Source organism: Collinsella sp. BA40 (genome assembly GCF_008014645.1).
In the GTDB taxonomy this organism is placed as follows: Bacteria; Actinomycetota; Coriobacteriia; order Coriobacteriales; family Coriobacteriaceae; genus Collinsella.
This window is the reverse complement of sequence record NZ_VOWY01000002.1, coordinates 216,086-236,327: the sequence shown is the minus strand read 5'-3', so window position 1 is coordinate 236,327 and position 20,242 is coordinate 216,086. Positions and strand designations below refer to the sequence as shown.

13 protein-coding genes are annotated in these 20,242 nt (G+C 64.6%); 2 read left to right on the top strand and 11 right to left on the bottom strand.

Annotated features, from left to right (window positions below; all coding sequences use genetic code 11):
- The coding region (locus E4J93_RS02000; protein WP_147587798.1) for an integrase core domain-containing protein at positions 1 to 246 on the top strand (246 nt) is incomplete at its 5' end.
- Here E4J93_RS02000 and E4J93_RS01995 read toward each other — a convergent pair.
- The 10 genes from E4J93_RS01995 to E4J93_RS01950 all read right to left on the bottom strand — a co-directional run bounded on the left by E4J93_RS01995 (position 243) and on the right by E4J93_RS01950 (position 17,880).
- Positions 243 to 863 carry a hypothetical protein gene (locus E4J93_RS01995; protein ID WP_147587797.1) on the bottom strand — a complete coding sequence of 207 codons (621 nt, stop codon included), beginning with the start codon at positions 861 to 863 and terminating at the stop codon, positions 243 to 245. The genes E4J93_RS02000 and E4J93_RS01995 overlap by 4 nt on opposite strands.
- 42 nt (positions 864 to 905) lie before the next feature.
- Positions 906 to 2,273 carry a hemolysin family protein gene (locus tag E4J93_RS01990; RefSeq protein ID WP_147587796.1) on the bottom strand — a complete coding sequence of 456 codons (1,368 nt, stop codon included), beginning with the start codon at positions 2,271 to 2,273 and terminating at the stop codon, positions 906 to 908.
- 60 nt (positions 2,274 to 2,333) lie between these two features.
- Complete coding sequence (locus tag E4J93_RS08060; protein WP_187231563.1) at positions 2,334 to 3,365, bottom strand: hemolysin III family protein; 1,032 nt, start codon at positions 3,363 to 3,365, stop codon at positions 2,334 to 2,336.
- A gap of 321 nt (positions 3,366 to 3,686) precedes the next feature.
- On the bottom strand, positions 3,687 to 4,877 hold the full coding sequence (locus E4J93_RS01980; protein WP_147587795.1) for a DUF362 domain-containing protein: 1,191 nt from the start codon (positions 4,875 to 4,877) through the stop codon (positions 3,687 to 3,689).
- 531 nt (positions 4,878 to 5,408) lie between these two features.
- Positions 5,409 to 6,593: an FprA family A-type flavoprotein gene (locus E4J93_RS01975; protein WP_147587794.1), complete on the bottom strand. Its 1,185-nt coding sequence runs from the start codon at positions 6,591 to 6,593 to the stop codon at positions 5,409 to 5,411.
- 362 nt (positions 6,594 to 6,955) lie between these two features.
- Entirely contained in the window at positions 6,956 to 9,421 is a 2,466-nt protein-coding gene (locus tag E4J93_RS01970; RefSeq protein ID WP_147587793.1) for a metallophosphoesterase, read from the bottom strand.
- A 504-nt stretch (positions 9,422 to 9,925) separates the two neighbouring features.
- Positions 9,926 to 10,636, bottom strand: coding sequence for an ABC-2 transporter permease (locus tag E4J93_RS01965; RefSeq protein WP_147587792.1), 711 nt, complete (start codon positions 10,634 to 10,636; stop codon positions 9,926 to 9,928).
- Positions 10,636 to 11,589 (bottom strand): ABC transporter ATP-binding protein, encoded by a 954-nt coding sequence (locus tag E4J93_RS01960; protein WP_147587791.1) that lies wholly within the window; start codon positions 11,587 to 11,589, stop codon positions 10,636 to 10,638. Before E4J93_RS01960 ends, E4J93_RS01965 begins: the two co-directional genes overlap by 1 nt.
- A 2-nt stretch (positions 11,590 to 11,591) precedes the next feature.
- On the bottom strand, positions 11,592 to 11,969 hold the full coding sequence (locus E4J93_RS01955; protein WP_147587790.1) for a GntR family transcriptional regulator: 378 nt from the start codon (positions 11,967 to 11,969) through the stop codon (positions 11,592 to 11,594).
- 757 nt (positions 11,970 to 12,726) lie between these two features.
- Positions 12,727 to 17,880, bottom strand: coding sequence for a beta-N-acetylglucosaminidase domain-containing protein (locus E4J93_RS01950; protein ID WP_187231562.1), 5,154 nt, complete (start codon positions 17,878 to 17,880; stop codon positions 12,727 to 12,729).
- A gap of 78 nt (positions 17,881 to 17,958) precedes the next feature.
- On the opposite strand from E4J93_RS01950, the gene E4J93_RS01945 reads away from it, so the two are divergent.
- Positions 17,959 to 18,174: a hypothetical protein gene (locus E4J93_RS01945; RefSeq protein ID WP_147587788.1), complete on the top strand. Its 216-nt coding sequence runs from the start codon at positions 17,959 to 17,961 to the stop codon at positions 18,172 to 18,174.
- Here E4J93_RS01945 and E4J93_RS01940 read toward each other — a convergent pair.
- Complete coding sequence (locus E4J93_RS01940) at positions 18,171 to 20,237, bottom strand: translation factor GTPase family protein (protein ID WP_147587787.1); 2,067 nt, start codon at positions 20,235 to 20,237, stop codon at positions 18,171 to 18,173. The two genes, E4J93_RS01945 and E4J93_RS01940, sit on opposite strands and share 4 nt — an antisense overlap.
- Positions 20,238 to 20,242 lie beyond the last annotated feature (5 nt).

Here is a 20,242-nt window from a genome sequence, read left to right as displayed (position 1 = left end):
GGCGTCCGGCACGTCTACACGAGGCCGTTCAGCCCCTGGCAGAACGGCAAGGTCGAGCGGATGGACCGCACCATCGCCCAGGAGTGGCAGTACGGGAGGGCGTGGGAGAGCGAGGCCGAGAGGGCGGACGCCCTCCCGGCCTTCATCGAGCACTATAATTGGTCGCGTCCGCACAGCGCGTGCGGGGGCCTGCCGCCCATGTCGCGAGTCTACGGCGTAAACAACCTATCGGCACACAACAGCTAGCGCGCGTCAACCTCCGCGGCCGCACCGCCGAACAGAGCGCGCGAGCCCATTTCGTTCATAGCCGCACGCGTCTGGCCCTCCTCGTACGCAACCTCGACCATCTGCGGATCGGGAGCCTGCTCGCCCGTCTCCTCGTCCTCGCCGCGCAGCTTGAGCATGAGGTGGCGCAATGCCGCCACGGTCCCGGGGAAGTCGGGCGCGGGCTGGCTGGCATGCAGGAACGCCCAATCCATCATGAAGGTCGCCGACGACAGCGAGCCCACGGTGAGCGCGTCGTCGGGACACGACAGATCGATATCGAACAGGCGCTCCTCACCGGGAACCGCATGCGTGCGCCCGCTCACGATGCCGTCCACCAGACCCGTCTCGTTCATGATCTCCACCGTGAGATGCTCCAGCAGGTGCGCGGTCTCGGTGTCGCTCATGCAATCCTGAAAATGCTCGCCGGCGTCGCCCAGGCACGCGTGCATGGCGATGGCCGGGGCGAGGTAGTACACGCGAGCCGTGGCCTCGATATCCTCGCAGGTGCGCACCGGCATACCGGGGTTCACCTGAACACGCGCGGTGAGCTTGTCGGCCCCCACCGAGATCTTGATGATGTTGAACAGCTCAGCCATGGATCCAGTCCTTTCCTATGTGCGGGTACCGCCTATACGGGGCTACTCGTCTTCGTGCTTCATCTTGCGCAGCGAGGGGCGCCTCGCCTCGTCCTCGTCCTCCTCCGGCGCCGCGGCCTGCGGCTCCTCGGGGGCGGTCACGCGAATGAGGGAGATACGCTGGCCGCGCATCGACTGCACCTTGAACTTGTACCCATCAACCTCGAACACCTCGCCGATATCGGGCACGGAGTCGCACAGGTCCAAGATCCAGCCGGCGATGGTCTCGTAGTCGTCGCTCTCCTCGATAGGCCAGCCCAGCTCGACGCCGTCGTCGCAGGAGTAACGGCCGTCCACCAGCCACTCGCGGGGTGACAGACGCGTAAGGTACTTGTTATCGGGATCGAACTCGTCCTCGATCTCGCCCACGATCTCCTCGACGATATCTTCCACCGTGATGATGCCGGCCGTTCCGCCGTACTCGTCCACCACGACCACGATCTGATCGTGCGCGGTCTGCATCTCGGAAAGCAGCGGCAGGATGTCCTTGGTATCGGGCACGAACGCGGCGTCGCGCAGGTTGTCCGACGCCATCTCGTCGGCTTTGCCATCCAGCACCAGGCCGATGAAGTCCTTGATATGCGCGATGCCGATGATGTTATCGGGGTCCTCGTGGTAGACGGGCATGCGGGAGAAGCCCGTCTGGCGCATGAGGGCCAGCACCTCGGCAACCGTCTGGTCGTCTTCGACCATCGTCACGTCGACGCGCGGCACCATGACCTCGCGCGCCACCGCGTCACCTAGGTCCATGACCTCGTGGATGATACGCTTTTCCTCATCGAGCAACGTCTCCTGCTCGTTGATCATGTACTTGATCTCTTCCTCGGAGACGTTCTGGCGGTCATCGCCGCTCTTGATGCGCAGGAGGCGGGCCAGGCCGTTTGCGGAGGCCTGCGTGAACCACACCAGCGGACGCGCGATCTTCTGGAACACGGTGAGCGGCTGGGCCACGCGCTTCGCCATGCCCTCGGCGTCGGCCAGGGCGATGCGCTTGGGCACAAGCTCGCCCACGACGATGGACAGGTAGGAAACGGCCAGCGTGATGAGCACGGGCGCCAGGCCGCGCGCCACCATGCTGAGCGGCTCGATACCGAAGCTGCACAGCCAGTCGGCCAGCGGGTCGGACAGATTCGTCGACGCCACCGCCGAGGACGCGAAGCCCACCAACGTGATTGCCACCTGAATGGTTGCGAGGAAGTTGCCGGAGTCGGCCGCGAGCTCGGACGCACGGCGGGCGCGGCGGTCGCCCTCCTCGGCCTCGTGGTCAAGGACCGCGCGCTTGGCCGTGGTGAGCGCCATCTCGGACATCGAGAAGAAGCCGTTGATGACCGTGAGCACGACGGTGGTGATGATGCTGATGGTTATGTCCATGGGGACGCGTTAAACCTCCAAAGGAAACGGGTTCGATACGGGATGCCGAATGAGAAGGCGCTAGATTACGAAGAGGATCACCGCCATGAACTGGAATACGCTACCGGCCAGCACCCACAGGTGCCAGACGCTGTGCATATAGCGGATGCTCTTGGCTGCATAAAACGCGGTGCCCACCGTATAGCACAGCCCCCCGGCAAGCAGCAGGCCCAGGCCGATGGGGTCGAGGGCGGCGATCAGCTGCGGAAGGCGGAGTACCACCATCCATCCCATAACGAGATAGATGAGGATGGTCACCCAGCGCGGCTGGCGCTCCTGGCCCACGAGCTCGAAGAGGATGCCCGCCGCAGCGATCACCCACATCGCCACGCATAGGGCGAAGCCGTCGTGATCGGCAAGGGTGACCAGGAGAAACGGCGTATACGTACCCGCAATGAGCAGGTAGATGCAGCTGTGGTCGAAGATGCGGAACACGCGCTTGGCACCGCGCGCGGGTATGGCGTGGTAGAGGGTGGAGAACAGGTACTCCAAGATGATGGTGACGCCGTAGATGATGCCCGCGGCCAGCGCGGCGGGATGCCCGCCGGAGACCGCGGCCTTCACGATGAGCAGCACCAGGGCCGCGATACCCAGCAGCACGCCCACGCCGTGGCTCACCGCGTTGAAGATCTCTTCCCCCAAGGTGTACCGTGGAATGGCATCGTCGGCCTTGGCCTTCTCGAGCGCGCGGCGCGCGGCGCGGACGGCGGCCTTGGAGGCCGCGATCTCGGCGGCATGCTCGGCGTTGGCGAGGGCCTCGGTCGAGGCACCGTTCTCGCGAGCGGCCTCGAGCAAGACGCTTGCATCCGCCAGGATCGCGTCGTCGAGAGCCCAGCCGGGCTCGGATTCCGTCGCAAGCGACGTGGAGGCATCGACGGGCGCGACGGCATCCGATGCGGTCGCGCCGCCGGAGCCATATGAAGCTGTGGATTGATCAGTGGAATCTATACAGCCACCAGGACTGACCGCGTCCGCATCGGCGGACCCGGAAGATGCTCTGTGAGGCGCCGCGGACTCTTCCCGCGGCTTGGAACTGTCGCTCGTATCTGGCATGTATGCTGAGATTCCTCCAAAAACGTTTTTGCATACTATAGCAGAATTGGACAAAAACGCAGAAAGGCGCACCGTTTCTGCGCCGACGCTTCCACGTTCCTTACCAGGTCCTTACCCGCCTCGGATAAATGCGCGAGCCCGCGCGCGTTGCGCACGCCTGCGCACCCCTCCTCTCGGCATCAGGGCGTGCGGCCGCGGCAGCGCCAGGCGCACGGACGCGGCGCCCGCACCATCCGACCCGACCGGCAGCTGACGCATGCAGACGCCCGGTCCCGCAGTCGGCGCAACGGGCCGAGCGTTCACCGCCGCGGAAAATCGGCGCTACTTGACCTCGATCAGCTCGTATTCGCTGGTACCCAGGCCGATCTTCACGCCGTGCTCGATCATCGAGCGCCAGTTGGTGTCCGGGTGCGTCATGTTGAAGTGGTCGTGCTCGCAGCGCTCGGGGACGTCGCCAGCCGCCTCGAGCTTGGCGCGCATATCGGTGAGTTCGGTATTGGGCATGGCGGGCATGGCCAGCGCCGCATCGATACAGGCCTGATCGATGGCCACGGGATCAAAGCTCGCGAACATGCCGATATCGGGCACGATTGGCGTATCGTTCTCGGCGTGGCAGTCGCAGTTGGGACTCACATCGATGGCAAGCGAGATGTGGAAGTGCGGACGATCCTGCACGATGGCCTGCGTATATTCGGCGATCTTATAGTTGAGCACGTCGGCGGCGGCGTCGTAATCGGGTTCGATAGCGTCCTGGTTGCACGCTCCGATGCAGCGACCGCAGCCCAGGCACCGGTCATGGTCGATGCGTGCCACCGGCGTTTCCACCACGCGCCCGTTCTTGAGCGTGCGCTCGCGGGTCGTGGGGAAGCTCACCGCATCGTGTGCGCAGATGCGCTCGCACGCACGGCAACCGATGCACTTCGCCTCGTCCACGCTCGGTTTGCCCGCGGCGTGCTGCTCCATCTTGCCGGCACGGCTGCCGCCGCCCATGCCGATGTTCTTCATGCAGCCGCCGAACCCGGCCTGCTCGTGGCCCTTGAAATGCGTGAGGCTGATCACGATGTCGGCGTCCATGAGCGCATGGCCGATTTTGGCTTCCTGCACGTACTCGCCATGTTTCACCGGGACGAGGGTCTCGTCGGTTCCCTTGAGGCCGTCGGCGATGATGACCTGGCAGCCGGTAGCATACGGCGTGAAGCCGTTCTGGTACGCGCAGTCGATGTGCTCGAGCGCGTTTTTGCGGCTGCCCACGTAGAGCGTGTTGCAATCGGTGAGGAAGGGCATGCCGCCCAGCTCCTTCACCACGTCGGCGACGGCACGGGCGTAGTTGGGGCGCAGGAACGACAGGTTCCCAAGCTCGCCGAAGTGGATCTTGATGGCGACGAACTTGTTCTCGAAGTCAATCTGCTCGATGCCGGCGCGACGGATGAGGCGCTTGAGCTTGTCGAGTTGGCTCTCGCGTCCATGGGATCGCAGGTTGGTGAAATAGACCTTTGCGGGCTGCTGTTCCATGCTCGTCCCCTCTTGTTGGATGTATGAATTAGGCGATACCAGCATTCTACTTCGAGCCGGCACGACTCGCATTCTCTGCGGTGGTCAAATCGGGTAACTGCGTGGCAGATTTGAGGATTATTCACAAGCCGCAGCTGTCTCAAAGGCGGCATTCCGATTGGCACATGGTTGTCTGGCAAGCTCAAGCGGCCCTCACCACCCATGTTTTCCAGCTGTTCCCGCCCGTCGCCCTGAAGAAAGCCCGGTGAGGGCAACGGAGACGATGCCGCAATCGCTCAAAGGCGTGCATAAACGGAGGCAAAACGCCTCTCGAAGGGCCACGCAGATGGGCAATTTGACCATCCTCACGAAATTGAACGATTCCGTTCCGATTATCGATGCATAACCACTTGCGAAATGCCAGATGCCAGCGCATCCGCTTGCATACCCCATCCCCAAACCACCCAACGGGCCCGAAGCGCTCCAAAAGAAGAGGCGGGCGGCGCACCGCGCCGCCCGCCTCTTGATATTGCTGTGCTCGCGACGACGCGCTTAAGCGCGAGCGTCCTCGATGATCTGCTTGACCGTGACCTGCAGCTTGGACAGGTCGTCTTCGCTCGGCACCCACTGCTGGGTGATCACCGGCACGGGCAGGTTGAACTTGGCCTTCTCCATCTCCTCGTACACCTGCTTGGGGCCGAGCGGCGCCCAACCGTAGGAGCCAAACGCCAGGCCGATGCGCTGGTCATTCTTGGGCGACAGGCCGCGCATGTAGGTCAAGAAGCTCGCTACGGTAGGCAGCATGTTGGAGTTCAGCGTGGGCGAGCCGATGGCAACATAGCGGGCGTCGCACATGTCGGTCATGATGTCGGAGATATGCGTTGCCTTGACATCGATAAGCTTGGCCGAAATCCCCTCGGAGATGAACGAGTCGCAGATCTCGCGCGCCATCTTCTCGGTGGAGTGCCACATGGAGTCGAAGACGACGACGGCCTTCTCCTCGGTCTTGTACGTAGTCCAGTCCTCGTAGCAAGCCAGGATCTTATCGATATGGGAGCGCCAGATGCAGCCGTGGCTCGGGGCGATCATCTTCAGATCGAGGCCCTTCACCGCGGCCAGCGCCTTGCCCGCCTGCATGCCATAGGGCCACACGATGTTGGCGTAATACTTCTTGGCCTGCTTCATGATCTCGCACAGGTCGTTCTCGTCGTCGAAGCGCTTCGTGGTGGCGAAATGCTGACCGAAGGCGTCGTTAGAGAAGAGGATCTGGTCCACGTCGGAATAGGTGACCATGTTGTCCGGCCAGTGAACCATGGGCGTGGTCACGAAGGTGAGGGTGCGCTCGCCGATGCACAGGGTATCGCCGCTCTTCACGGGCGTGGCCTCGATGCCGAAGTGGGCGAAAACCTCCTTCACGCCGGCGCCGGCGCTCGCGTAGATCTGCGCGTTGGGTGCGATGGCATGGATGACGGGCAGAGAGCCGGAATGGTCCATCTCCACGTGGTTGGTGATGACGACGTCGATCTTGGACGGATCGACGACCTGGGAGATACGCTGCACGAGCTCGTCGGAGAACGTGGCCTTGCAGGTGTCGATCAGGGTGATCTTTTCGTCCATGATGAGGTAGGCGTTGTAGGTGATGCCCGCTTCGGTGGTGTAGCCGTGGAACAGGCGCTCATTCCAGTCGATGCCGCCGACCCACCAGACATTAGGCGAAATCTCAATCGCGTTCAGCATGTTGTTGTCCTCTCTCATGCCTCGAGCAAAAGCGCAGGGGCGCCATATGAACTGCCCATATGATAGCACGCGCCCTTTTGACTCCAACGGGAACACGCCTATTTATCTCCCCCTTCGCTGGTAGGAAAATACCAGCCGACACGCAGGACGCCGGCACAGATTGGGGACAGGCACGTTTCTGAGGCAGAAGCCGACCAGGCGGGACCCGACTAAAAGGCGCTCGGGACGGCAAGGTGCGCGCAGCCTCAAAATACGCGCCCGCCCCCCCGATCCGAGGCACTGCGACACGAAGAAGGGGGGCACCAAGGTGCCCCCCTTCCCATCGAAATGTATGTCGTTCGGCGCAAGGCCCGGCGTCGTTCCTAGAGCTCGGACTCCTTCTGGTCCTGGGCGATCTTGTAGCCGTAGGCACCGCACGCAACGGCGCCCATGCCCAGCAGGGCGGCCGCACCGGCCAGGTTGGCATCGCCCGTCTTGGGCAGCGCGCCACCGGACGCAGCACCCGGGCGCTGCGGGGACGGCTTCGAGCCAGCGCCGCCAGTCGAGCCAGCGCCGCCATTGCCGGCAGCGCCGCCGTTGTTGCCGCTACCACCGCTGCCGCCATGGCCGCCGTCGCCCGAACCGCCGGCACCGCCAGGCACCCAATCAGGATCAACCAGCGCGGCGCCGAAACCAAACGCGCGGTCGGCGGTGATGTTGCCATCATGCGTGAGCGTATACAGCGCGCCATGAGCAAGCTCCGCCAGCGACGGGATATTCGGAACCATGTCGCCCGGCCTCTCCCCCAGCAGGCCCAGGATAGCGCTCAGGCTGCCGATGGCGCCCAGAGCGATATCGATGGCGATGTTGCCCTTCTCCTTCACCAACAGGTCGCTGAACTTGATCTTGATCTTCGCCAGCAGGGCGTTGAGCTTGCCCAGGTTGCTGGAATCGTTGATCGTCGCACGCAGGAAGCTGATGAGCGATCCGTCCGACACGGGATTGCCATCCTGATCGGCACCGGTCAGCTTGATGTTGGCCGTAGCGGCCTCGACCCATGCGGGGCAGGTCTCATCGCCAAACAGGTGGTCGCCGTAGGCAAACTTGATGAGGTCGAACAGCGTCTTGCCGTCGGAGGCGTTCTGGGTAACGAGAACCTCCACCAGACTGCGCAGCAGGTCGAGCGCGTTCTCCTTGCCGTCCACCAGCATCTGGGAATCGATGCCCTCGTACACGGGCCTCAGGAACTTGGCCAGCGACTCGGCGGTGATGTAGTACGACCAGCCCGCCGCGGTAGCCATGGGCTCGCTCACCAGCGCCACGCGCAGAGCGGCGATGGTCTTGCTATCGAAGGTGAGCGCGATGGGCTCGACGCCGGCGCCCGCTTCCATCTTCTGCACCATCACGCGCTGGTTCTCGGGATTCGCCCAGATGCCGGCGCTGCCGATGATGGGCAGCTCGATGATGATGGCCGCATCCTGCGACTGGGGCAGCATCCCGTGCACCATGGCGAACAGCGCGGGGTCGAGCGCCTCGGCGGTGCCGTCGCCCACGCCCATGCCGGACAGCAGGCTGGCGATCAAGGGCTTCACGCCGCCGTTATCGGCCGCGGCATCCAGCATGGGCGCCACCAGGGCGTCGGCGATCATCGTCTTCACAACCTCGACTGACAGCAGGCGCTCGTCGCCGTAAGCGGTGATATCGTCGATGCGCTGCAGCGCGCCCGTCGCGAAGTCGTGATAATCGACCGAGCCGAGCGCGTGGCTCTCCAGTGACAGGGTCACATCGACGTCGGCGGTACCGGCGACTCGCTTCCACGACAGCTCGGCGAAGCGGATATCGCTCGGATACGTGACGGTCGCGCAGGTCTCGACGTCGTACAACACGTTGCCGGCCTTCGTCGTGACGCTCGCGATGTCGTTGGCGTGCATATGGCCCGTGAACACCACCGAAATGCCGGCGTCGGCGTAACGACGCTGGCACTCCTCGTAGTTGTCCACCAGATACTCGCCCATCAGCTGCGGCTCCATATCGAAGTGGGGAACGACGCCGTGGTGCTGCGTGGCCAGGACGATGTCGCCGGCGGCGCGGGCCTGCTTGGCCTGGTTCTCCACCCAGGACAGCAGCTTCTCGCCCACCACGCCCGACGTCACGTGCTCGTCGCGGTCCAGGCCGTTTTGGTCGGTGGAGTACTTGCAGGAGTCGACGGCGATGATCGTGATGCCCTTGGCGGGGCGCACGACGTACGAGAGGCTGCCTCCGCGCTCGCCGCCCTCGTCGAACTTGGCGATGGCCGCGTCGTAGCCGCAGTCCTTCCACAGCTCCTTGAACGCGAGCGGATCAACCAGGTCGGTGTGCTCGGCGGTGCCGCTGGAGAAGTCGCGGCCGTTGTCGTCGTTGTTGATGTCATGGTTGCCGTTGATGACGCAGAACAGGGTGTTCTTGCCGGCGGCGGCCAGCGCGTCGCGGGCGGCCATGAACTTCTCGTGCAGCTCGCGATGGCAGGTGAGCTCGCCATCCTTGGTGAGGTCGCCCGATGCGATCACGATATCGGGCTGATAGGCAACGATCTCGTCCATGGCCTTGTCGATGATCGCACCGGACTCGCGGAGCATCTTGCGGTCGGAGTTCTCGGCGATCATGAAGTCATGGCAATCGGACCACAGGGTCTTGGAGAAATAATGCAGGTCGGAGATGTGGGCGATCTTAATCTTGCTGGGGTACTCCGCTGCGCCGGCTGTGGCGGCAGCGGCCGTAGCCGGGCGCATCGAGCACGCTGCAGCTGCGGCTCCCGCACCCACCACGGAAAAGCGAACGAAGTTACGACGGCTCATCGCATGCTGTGTCATAAACACTGGCTCCTATCACGTATTGAAAGCAAAACGACCGCAATGCGGCCGCAACACAAGTATGGGGAGCACGTGTTAACGCCTCGGTGGGCCGCTGTTAAGCCTCGGCGAGTTCTTTGTAAGAATTGTTAGGCCATCGTGCGCGATGTAAGCGCTTCGTCTTGTTTTCTAATCCAGTGTTTAGGGCGGGGCGAGCGGGACGGAAACGGCACAAGCGGATCGTGGGCGAAGATGACCGTGGAGCGGGGCGCGCCGCCAGAGCGGCTACAGCCGGCGGGGCCGATGAAGGCGACGCGACCGCAGGAAGAAAGCCCTGGCAAACGACCACGGCGATTGGTGCGCGCCGGGCAACGCCGATGCGAAAATCCGATGCAACGGCAACGGGGCGCCCGCCTTATGGCAAACGCCCCGCTGTATTCCGCTTTCCCACGCGCGGTCCCGGCGCGCTATGGCAGTCGACCCAGCAGCAAACGAACTGCAAGCCTCGGTCCGTCGCCATAGGCGCTACAGGTCGCGCGCCTCGTAGAGCCTGACCGAAACAAACGCACTCGCTGCATACGCCGCCAGGGCGATAGCGAGAACGCCCAGCCCCAGCGCGCCGAAACCGCCCGTCTGCCGCGACGCCATCATGGCCCGGTCGAGCAGCGCCGCCGCCTCGCCGCCCATGAGGCCGATGACGACGAACGGCGCCACGCTCAGCAACAGCATGATGAACGGCAGCCACTGCGTCGCCTTGGTCTGTCCAAACTTGAAGTACGCCGGCAGCGTCACGCTACTCAACGCCAAGCCGATGCACGCACAAGCAAGCAGCCCCGCAAGAGAAGGCATGATCCCCTCGTCGCCCCACGACAGCATCTCCGCGAGACGCCCGGTAAGCGGCGCCGCCTGTCCGAACCCTACCAGCAGGGCGACGAGCACCGACGTGACCGCGGCAGCCGCGATCGCAACGATCAGGTTGAACGCGTATCGGCCCAGCACCACATCGCGACGCGACACGGGCAGCGCCAGGCGATACGCACCCCAACCGTTCTGTTCGTCATATGCCGAGCCTGTCGTCGACATGCCGAACATCATCATGATGAACGCAATGGACGGCAGCGCCGTAACCGTACCCATGCCCACCGCGATGCACGCCATGGTGAACGCCATCGTGAACAGCATCGTCTTGAGGTACTGCGTGAATATCGTGAACTCCATCTTCATCATACGAAGCATTACCGCTCGCCTCCCTTCAGCGCCGCACCGCGCAGCTCGAGCTCCTCGCCCCTGAGCGAAAGCATCATGTAATCGTCGATCGTCACCCGGTCGCACGGAATCTGGGGGAAGGAGCGAGCGAATTTGAAGCGATCGGGGACCAGCACGTCGATGCCGTATTCGTGCCGCATCGCACGCAGGACGGCCGGAGCCTGCATCCCCGCCATTATTTCCTCGAGTTCGGTCGCGCGGCAACGTGCCACGCCCATCAGGTCCGTGATCTCATCCTTCGCGCAGCTGAACACGATGCGCCCCTCGTCGATGCAGACGACCTCGTCGGCGATCTTCTCAAGATCGCTTGTGATGTGGCTGCTCATGAGGATGGCGTTGCGCAGACGGCCCTCGGCATCCTCGACGGCCACGAAGGCGCGCAGTATATCGAGCACCTCGTCACGCGCCATGGGGTCGAGCCCGGCGGTCGCCTCGTCCAGGATCAGCACGCGCGGGCTGTGCGCGAGCGCGCAGGCGAGGCTGAGCTTCATGCCCATGCCGCGCGATAGTCCTTTCACCGCTTTGGCGCCCTCGAGTTTGAAGCAGCCCAGATAGCGCTCGAACGCGGCGGCATCCCAGGTGGTGTATGCACATGCCATGAGCCTGCCGACTTCGGCAACCGTAAGGTGCGGGGGCACCGACACGGTATCGAACACCACGCCGACCTCTTCCTTGATGCGCGACGATGCGCCCTTCAGCTCGCATGCCGGCACGCCCAGGATGCGCGCCTCGCCCCCATCCATCGAGATGAGGCCCAGCAACGCCTTGATCGTCGTGGACTTTCCCGCGCCGTTTTGACCGATGAAGCCCACGATCTGCCCCGGCTCAACTGCGAGCGACACGTCGTTTAACGTGAAACCATCGTAATGTTTCGTCACGCCGCGCGCCTCGATGAGCGGAGCGCCGTAAACCGTTGTTTCCATAGCTAGTCGTCACTCTCCAACAAGGTTCTCATCATCTCGATGAGCTCGTCATCCGGCAGGTCGAGCGAGCGCGCCATATCGATGGCAGCCCCCAGCTTGTCCTCGATCTGACGCAAGCGCTCCTCGCGAAGCAGCTCGGCGTTTCCACCGGCAACGAAGCTTCCCTTGCCCTGTACGGTTTCAATAAAGCCCTGGGCCTCTAGGTCCGCATACGCATGCTTGGTGGTGATTGCGCTCACGCGCAAGCTGTTCGCCAATGCGCGAATCGAAGGGAGCTGCTCGGCGGGAGCCAGGGCCCCCGACATGATCTGCTCCTTCACCTGCGAGGAAATCTGCTCGTAGATGGGCTTCGTGCTCGAATTCGAAATGATGATTTCCACGAAATTGAATCCTTCCCTACTGCGCCGGCAAGGCGTCCCTATGCCGGCCCGCACAGCGCCCCTTGACGTCCCAGGAGCGCCATGACCGAGTATAGGTGTATATACTCGATAGATACAGTATATACACCTATACACAGCGCAAGGCTTTTTGAAGTGAAACGAGAAGACTGCACGATGGGGGGCACGTCGCCCGGCCCATTGAGGAGACGGTCATTCGATTGGATCCAGCATGGCGCCGCAGGCTTACCCGCAGCGACGCGGCGGGGGCTCTTCCCGTCAGGATTCCGCGCGCGGACGGCGTTCGGCGACGATTCCTCCCGGCGGGGCGCGGCGGGGGGCCTCCCCGACAGGTTTTCCGCGGGCCGCGGGCGCCTCCGCGCGCATCGCTCCCGACAAGGACGCGGGACCGCGGCTTCCTGACGCCCGGAGGGCCCGGAAGGGCCCGATGGCGTCAGGAAAGCGCGGGCGCGGGCCGCCGGCGTCAGGTTTCCGGAAGAGCTCCCGAATGGAGCGGCTTTTCCTCTCGATAAGGCGGCACCGAGGGGCCGCGGCATGGAAGAGGGGGCCGGCCCGGAAGCCGGCCCCCTCGCGTCGGGGATATGTCGGCGGAAGCGCCCCGGCACGCGCCGGGGACCGCGACCCCCGGCGGCGCGGGCGGCGCTCGGCAGCGGCCCCGTGCTCGGAAAGGTGCCTGTCCCCTTTCCGAGCGCGCGCCCCTCTCGGAAAAGTGCCTGTCCCTTTTCTGAGAGGGCGTTGCCTACTTCAGGTCCACCAGGTCCTTCTCCGCCATGCGCTGCAGGAACGCGGCCATGTCGCAGCGGACGATCCGGTCGTAGGGGCGGAACGTCTTGGTGCCGTCCCCGGCGGTCCAGCCGGTGGAGACGCCGGAGGCGGCCAGCCACAGCACGGCCTCGCGGTGCGGCGTGTCCCTCGCGATGTCCGAGAAGGCGTCCTTGGCCTCGAACTCGGGCTTTCCGGCCATGCGGTACAGGAACGCGGCCATGTCGCAGCGGGTGATCTCGGCGTAGGGGCGGAACTCCGCCTTGCCGTCGGCGCCCTTCCAGCCGGTGGAGATGCCCTCCGCGGCGAGCCACAGGATGGCGTCGCGGTGCGGGGTGTCCTCGTCCACGTCGGTGAAGGCGACGTCCTCGGCGTCGAAGGCGGGCTCGCCAGCCAGGCGGTAGAGGAACGCGGCCATGTCGGCGCGCTTCACCGTGGCGTAGGGGCGGAACTCGAAGGTGCCGTCGCCGTTATCCCAGCCCTTGCTGACGCCGTTGGCGGCCAGCCACTCGACCTCGGCCCTGTGCGACGTGTCCTCGTCCACGTCGACGAAGGCGACCTTCTCGACGGGCTTCAGGCCGGCGCGGGCGTCGGCCAGGGCCTTCGCGGCGGCGTCGACCGTCTTCTGGTCGGCCTTCTCGTCGGCCAGGACCTTCTCGGCGGACTTCAGGGCGTCGGCGAACGGGTGCCAGGTCATGGTCTTGTAGTCCTCGGCCTTGAGGGCGCGGGCCTCCTCGACCGCTGCCTCGAGGGCCGCCTTGTCGACCTGCGGGGCCTCTTCCTTCTTCAGAGCGGCATGGGCGTCGGCGAGCATCTGCAACGCGAGGTCGACGTCGGCCTGGCCGGCCTTGTCGCTCTCGAGGACCGTCTTCGCGGTCCTGAGGGCGGACTCGAAGGCCTTCCAGGAGTCGGCGGTGTAGCCGTCGGCCTTGATGTCCTTGACCTCGTCGTACTTGGCCTGGAGGGCGGCCTTGTTCACCTCGGGCTCGGGCTCGACGGCCTTCTCCCACTTGGCGGTGAGCGTCAGGTCCGCCTTCACGGCGGCCGCGAAGTCGTACGCCTCCTCGCCGTTGAACCAGCCCTTGAACACGTAGCCCTCGCGGACGGGGTCCGCCGGCTTCTCGACCTGCTTGCCGTCCTCGACCTTCACGGTCGCGGGCTCGGCGCCCTCGTAACCGTAATCAAAGGTGACGGTGAACTCCTTGGGCTGGGGAGCGGGCTCGAACGCGGTGTCGAGCAGCGCGAGCTCGGCCACGGACGGAACCTTCCCGCCTTCCCAGCTTACATGGAGATCCTTCACGCCGAAGAACGCGCCGCCCGCGGCCTTCGAGAACACGAAGTCCTTCACGGGCTTGTCGAGCACGCCGAGCTCGACCTCGCGCGTCGAGCTATAGTCGGCGGCGTCGTATACGGTGGCACTCACCTTGGCGCCGTTCGGCACGCCCGAAGAAATCACGCGAACGCCGTCACGCGGCAGGTCGCCCGTCAGCGGATCCGAAACGTGATACGTCAGCTTGCCCGCTTCGGCAGCAGGGCGCCAGTACGTGGTGATGCGGCCATCGAGCATGGCCTCGGGCGCATGCCCCTCGTCGACCGGCTGGGCCGTAGAAGTGAAGTCACCGGCAAGACCCGGATACAGCACCTTGAACGGCGTTGCCGAGAAATCGAATTCGATCGGCTTGTCGGTCTTGTTCTGCAGACCCGCATAGCGAGCGGCGGCGATGCCGGACTCACCAGCAGCATCCCAGCTCAGACCATTCACAGAGCCAACGACCGTCAAGCCGGCCTTTGCGACGGCGGCAGCCGTCTCCGTATCGACCGTGATGTTCGCCTGAACCGACGCGAGGTCGATGGCCACATACGAGCCGGCGGGGATCACGACCTTGCCGCCCGAGATCGTAGCCGATGCGTTATCGGCCGCACCGGCGAGCGTCAGGCCCTCGATGTCGCTCACCACGGCGCCGGCCGGGCTCTCGTAGCCCTCTTCGGCGGTGAGCTCGAAGACCTTCCACCACTTTGCGGTGTTCTCGAGGTTGGTCACGCGGATAGCCAGGGCGTTCACGTTGGCGAACTCGAACGTCTGCGTCTTAGCCGACGTCACTTCGCCCACCTTGTGCCAGCTGCCATCCTTGGCCTGGTACTCGACCTTGCCCTTCACGATGACGTCTCCGCCATCGTTATCCTGCACGAACGTGATCTTGCCGATGCGCGCTGCGGGCTCGAAGGTCAGGCCCACCCAGTCGTTGGCGCGGATGTTGTTGTGCTCGGTGTTCTTGAGGTGCGCGTAGCTCGAAGGGTTGCCATCGGCGATCTTGTCGAGCGTATACCACTGGTAGGCGGACATGCCCGCATCCATAGCAGGGGACACCCTGCTGGGCAGGCGGCGAACCGTAAGCTCGTTGAGGTCCCATGCGCCGGCATCGGGAACCGCGATGCGAACGCCGTTCACGGCGACGTTCGAGCTGAGCGTGATGGTCTGCTCGGCCTTCGCGGCCACGTCGCCCATAGCGGTCCACGTGCCGCCCGTGAGCACTTCAAGCTTGCCGGCGCGTGCGTTGGCGCCCTGCACCACGGTCACCACGCCGACCTCGGTCGTCTTCATATAGGTCAGGCCCGCCTGGGCGCCCTCGTCCTTCACGTCGAAGCTGACGCCGCTCTTAGCGTCGCCGTCCACGATAGCGGACACGTCGCCGGCCGCGGGCTCGACGCTTGCGAACGCCTCGTAGGGCTTGGCCGCGGACACCGAGGTGGCGACCTCGTTCACCTGCCAGTAGCCGTTGTAGTAGGACTTATTGGTAAAGCGCAGGCCCTTGAGGTCCATGGCCTTGGCGAACTTGAGCGTCTGCTCGGCATCGCCGTTCACGTGCCCGAGCTCGACCCAGGTCGTACCGTCGGTGGTGTACTCCACCAACGCATCGCGCAGCACGTCCTGCGGACGCGACGCGGGCACCGACTGCACGAACTTCACGCTGTCGGCGCGCTGATACGGCTCGTACGTAATGGTGAACGAGTCGCCCACGTTCACGTTGGTGGTGGGGTTGCTACCAGAGAAATGAGCGTAGGTTGCGGGATCGCCGTCGATCACGTTGGCAGGGTTGCCGCTCGTGGCCAGACCCTTGAGCTCGATGGACGTGACCACGTCGACCGTTCCGGTCACCTCGCCCACGATGGGGCGCAGGTACTCGCCGAGCGCTTCGACGACCGGCCACACCGCACGGGTGCCGGCGCGGGCGTACTGGATGTCGGCAACATAGGGATAGCTGTGCAGCAGCGCGCTATCGAACTGCTCCTTACCCTGCGTATACTCGATAACGAGCGCGTCGTTGTCGCCCGTCAGGCGCGCGCGGAGCGCGGAGAGATAATGCTGGGCCGCGCCCATGCCGTCCGACCAGAACCCGAGCCAGGGCTCGATCTGCTTGGCCATGGACTTGTTGGCCGCAGACGACCGATAGGTCTGAGCGGCTGCGGCGATCTGGCCGAACAGCTCTTCGACCTGGTCGATATCCTCGACCTTGACCGTCCCGTTCTCGACCTTCGCGCGGAAGGCGTCGAGCATGGGCTTCACGGACTCCGATTCACGCGACTCGAACGTCACGCCGCCGCCCTGATACCACTTCATGTGCTCGGACAGCGTGCGCAGCGCATCAGACGCCTCGCTTGCAGCCGGCGTGCCGTTGTCCACGTGGCTGAACGAATCGCGCCACACCTCGTCGGCATGCTCGTAGCTCGTCCAGTTCTTCCACGAAAAATCGGCGTTGAGGAAGATGCCGACCTTGCTGGGCTCGGACTGCTGCATGGGGTTGATCACGCAGCCCACGAGCGAGCCGGGGGTGACGTCGGCGCCCAGAGCGTTCTCGTAGCCGCCCATGGAAAGGTGATCGCGCGTATTGTCCGTGCAGGGCCAGTTGATCCACATGAACGGCGCGACGCCCGCCTTGCGCGTGAAGGTGGCGATGGTCGAGCGATCGGCCTTGCCCCATACGCGGGTTCCGGTCATGATGGGCTTCACGTTCTTGGGAAGCTGGTTGTACCAGTACTCGCCCGCCTGCGCGTAGTTGGCGGCGACGAACGGGATGGTGTCCTTAAGGCCGGGGTACTTCGGCGTACCGTCCTCGTTCTTCATCGCCTGCAGTTCATGCAGCCATGCGGTGAGATCGTTCAGCAGCTTGGTGTAGTTGCTGGAACCCTGGTCGCGCGCATCGTCGGCGCTCAGCATGATCTGGCGGCAGCCGGCATCGATGACCTGCAGGTACTTTGCCTTGAGCACCTCGAGGTCCTTCTGGTAATCCCAGAAGGAGAGGGGCTGGTTCATAAACGGATGCAGCGCGTAGACGAAGCGGCACTTCGAATCGTTACCCGCCTTGGCCAGCGTCGAGATCTTCGCGATCTCATCGGGCGAGTACAGCTCGCGCCACTCGGCGTTGTGCTTGGGGTCGTCCTTGGGCGCGTAGACGTACGCGTTCTGCTTGTAATAGCCGCCCCAGCGCATGAGCTCGACGCGGTCCTCGGTGCTCCACGGGTTTCCGTAGTAGCCCTCGATGAAACCGCGGGTCTCCACGTCGGCCCAGTCATTCACGGCAAGGGCGCGCACCGAGCGGGCCGGAGCCTGCTGGAAAATCTGGAAGAGCGTGCTCAGGCCGTAGAATGCCGAGTCGGTATCGCGACCCACGACGACGATGCGCGCAGGGGCCCCATCGGTCTTGGGCTGAATGGCAAGATGGTAGGCGTCGGTCTTGGTGAAGAGCTCGGTGCTCGGCGTCACGGCACCCGCCGTGACGAGCTGGTCGACCGCGCCCTTCGACCCGCTGATGCCCACCAGCACCTCGGTGGCAGCGGCGTCGGTTCCGGGCTGCTCGACCTTCTTGGAGGCGATATCCTTCAACGCGAGCGTCTCGTCGAGACGGCGCTGGGTCTCCTGGTCGATACCGGGCTCGACCACGACGTTCACCGTCTCGGGCAGCACCACCTCGCCGGTACCGTATTCGAGCGCCTGCGGAGTGGGATAGACCTTATAGGCCTGCTCGGCAGCCCGTGCCGGCGCCGGCGCAGCGATGGCCGCCGCCGCCAGCGCGACGAACGCCGCCGAGAGCGCCTTGCGGATTCCCCTCCCCTTCATACCTGTGGAATGCATGTACATTCCCCCTTCCTACGGGTTCCAATAAAAAGAAGGGCGCACCTGGCGCGCCTCCTGAGTATCAAATGGTATGAGATGTTGCATACCAACAAGCCGCTCTATCGGACACTTGCCCGCGAACGGCTCCGCGAAATGAGCCAGACACCGGCGGCGCAAGCCATCCCTGCAGATAAAGCGGGTACTTGGGAAACCGCCCCGGCTGCGGGCAATTCCGCGAACGGCATCACCGCGCGCGACGCCTTCGCACGGCGGCCCCGGCTCGCAAGGAACCGGGGCCGCCGGGATGCCTAGCGCCCCTGGGCGCGCATGTGCTCGTAGATGTCCACGAGCTTCTGCTGCACGTCGTAGGGAACCTGCTCGTAGCCGGCGGGCTCCATCACGAAGTCGCCCGTGCCGCGCGTGAGTGAGCGCAGGCGCGTGGCGTAGTCGACCAGCTCGGCATAGGGTACGGTGGCCGTAATCACGGTGTCGCCGCGGTCGTTGGTCTCCATGCCGGTCACGCGGCCGCGCGAACCCGACACGTCACCCATCACGGCGCCGGCGTAGCTCTCGGGAATCGTCACGGTGATGTTCTCCATGGGCTCGAGCACCACCGGATCGGCATCCTCGCATGCCTTCTTCAGGCCGATGCGCGCCGCAGTGCGGAACGCCATCTCGTTGGAGTCGACCGGATGATACGAGCCGTCATAGCAGGCCACGCGCAGGCCGGTGAGCGGATAGCCGGCGATGATGCCGTCCTTCATGGTCTCCTGCACGCCCTTATCAACCGCGGGGATGAGCGAGCGCGGAATATGACCGCCCACGACCTCGTCCACGAACTCGTACTCGGTGCCGTCGAGCAGCGGCTCGACGCGCAGCCAGCAGTCGCCGAACTGGCCGGCGCCGCCGGTCTGCTTCTTATGGCGACCCTGCGCGCTCGCCACGCGGCGGATGGTCTCGCGATACGGAATGCGCAGCGGCACGATGTGCGCCTCGACCTTGGTGCGCTCCTCCAGGCGATTGAGCAGCACGGATACCTGGGCCTCGCCCACGGCGGACACCACGGTCTGGCCGGTCTCCTCGTCGCGCTCGATCTTCATCGTGGGATCGGCCTCGCACGCCTTCTCGATGAACGTGAAGAGCTTGTCCTCCTCGGAGCGGTTCTCGGCCTCGATGGCGATACGGTACTGCGAGTTGGGGAATTTGAACGCCGCAGCCTCGACCTTGCCGGAGACGGACAGCGTATCGCCCGTCTCGGCGGAGAGCTTCGGCACCACCACGATGTCGCCGGCGTAGGCATGGCCGACCTCGGTCATCTCGCGGCCGCACATCACGTTGAGGTGCGTCAGGCGCTCGCCCTTGCGCGTGCGCGCGTTCACGAGCTCCATGCCGGGTTCGATCGTGCCGGTGAGCACCTTGATGAAGGAGATGCGGCCCTGCTGGGCGTCGTTCAAGGTCTTGAAGACGAAGACCACCGGGCGGTCGTCATCGGAGGAGATCTTGAGGGTATCGCCGTCGATCAGCGGCATCTCGCCGTAATCGGTGGGCGCGGGGAAGTACGTGGCGATATCGTCCATGAGGGAGTTGACGCCCTGCTCCTGCGTGCAGCTGCCGGCGAACACCGGGACGAACAGGCGCTTGGCGATGGCGGTGGCCAGCAGGCTCTCGACCTCTTCCTGCGTGAGGCCCTCGCCTTCGAGATACTTCTCCATAAGCTCGTCGTCGGCCTCGGCAACCAGCTCGCACAGCGTTTCATGCGCGGCCTCGGCCTCCGCGCGCAGCTCCTCGGGGATGTCGAACTCGGTCTGCGCGGTGCCGTCGCACTGGCGAGCCTTCATGCGGACCAGGTCGATGATGCCATGGAAATCCGGACCGGTGCCCCAGGGCAGGGTCACGGCGCCCAGGCGCATGCCGAAGCGCTCGCGCAGCATCTCCATGCACATGGCGTAGTCGACGTTCTCCTTGTCCACGCGGTTGACGAACACCGCGCGCGCCAGGCGCAGGTCCTCGGCCGCATACCACAGCTTGACGGTGGTGGGTTGCGGGCCCTCGGCGGCGTCCACCACGAACAGCGCGCTCTCGCACACGCTCATGGCAGCGTAGGCATCGCCGATGAAATCGGGGTAGCAGGGGGCGTCGAGCACGTTGATGCGGGCGCCCTTCCAGTCGATCGGCGCGATGGAGGTCGAAATCGAGAACTCGCGCTTGACCTCCTCGGCGTCGTAATCGAGGGTGGGCTTGGTGCCACCGTGACCGCCCAGGCGAGCGGTCTTGCCGGACAGGTGGAGCATGGCCTCCGCGAGCGAGGTCTTGCCCACCCCGCCTTGGCCTACGAGCACCACGTTCCTCACATTGCCAGTCTTGGGCGCACCCATGGGAC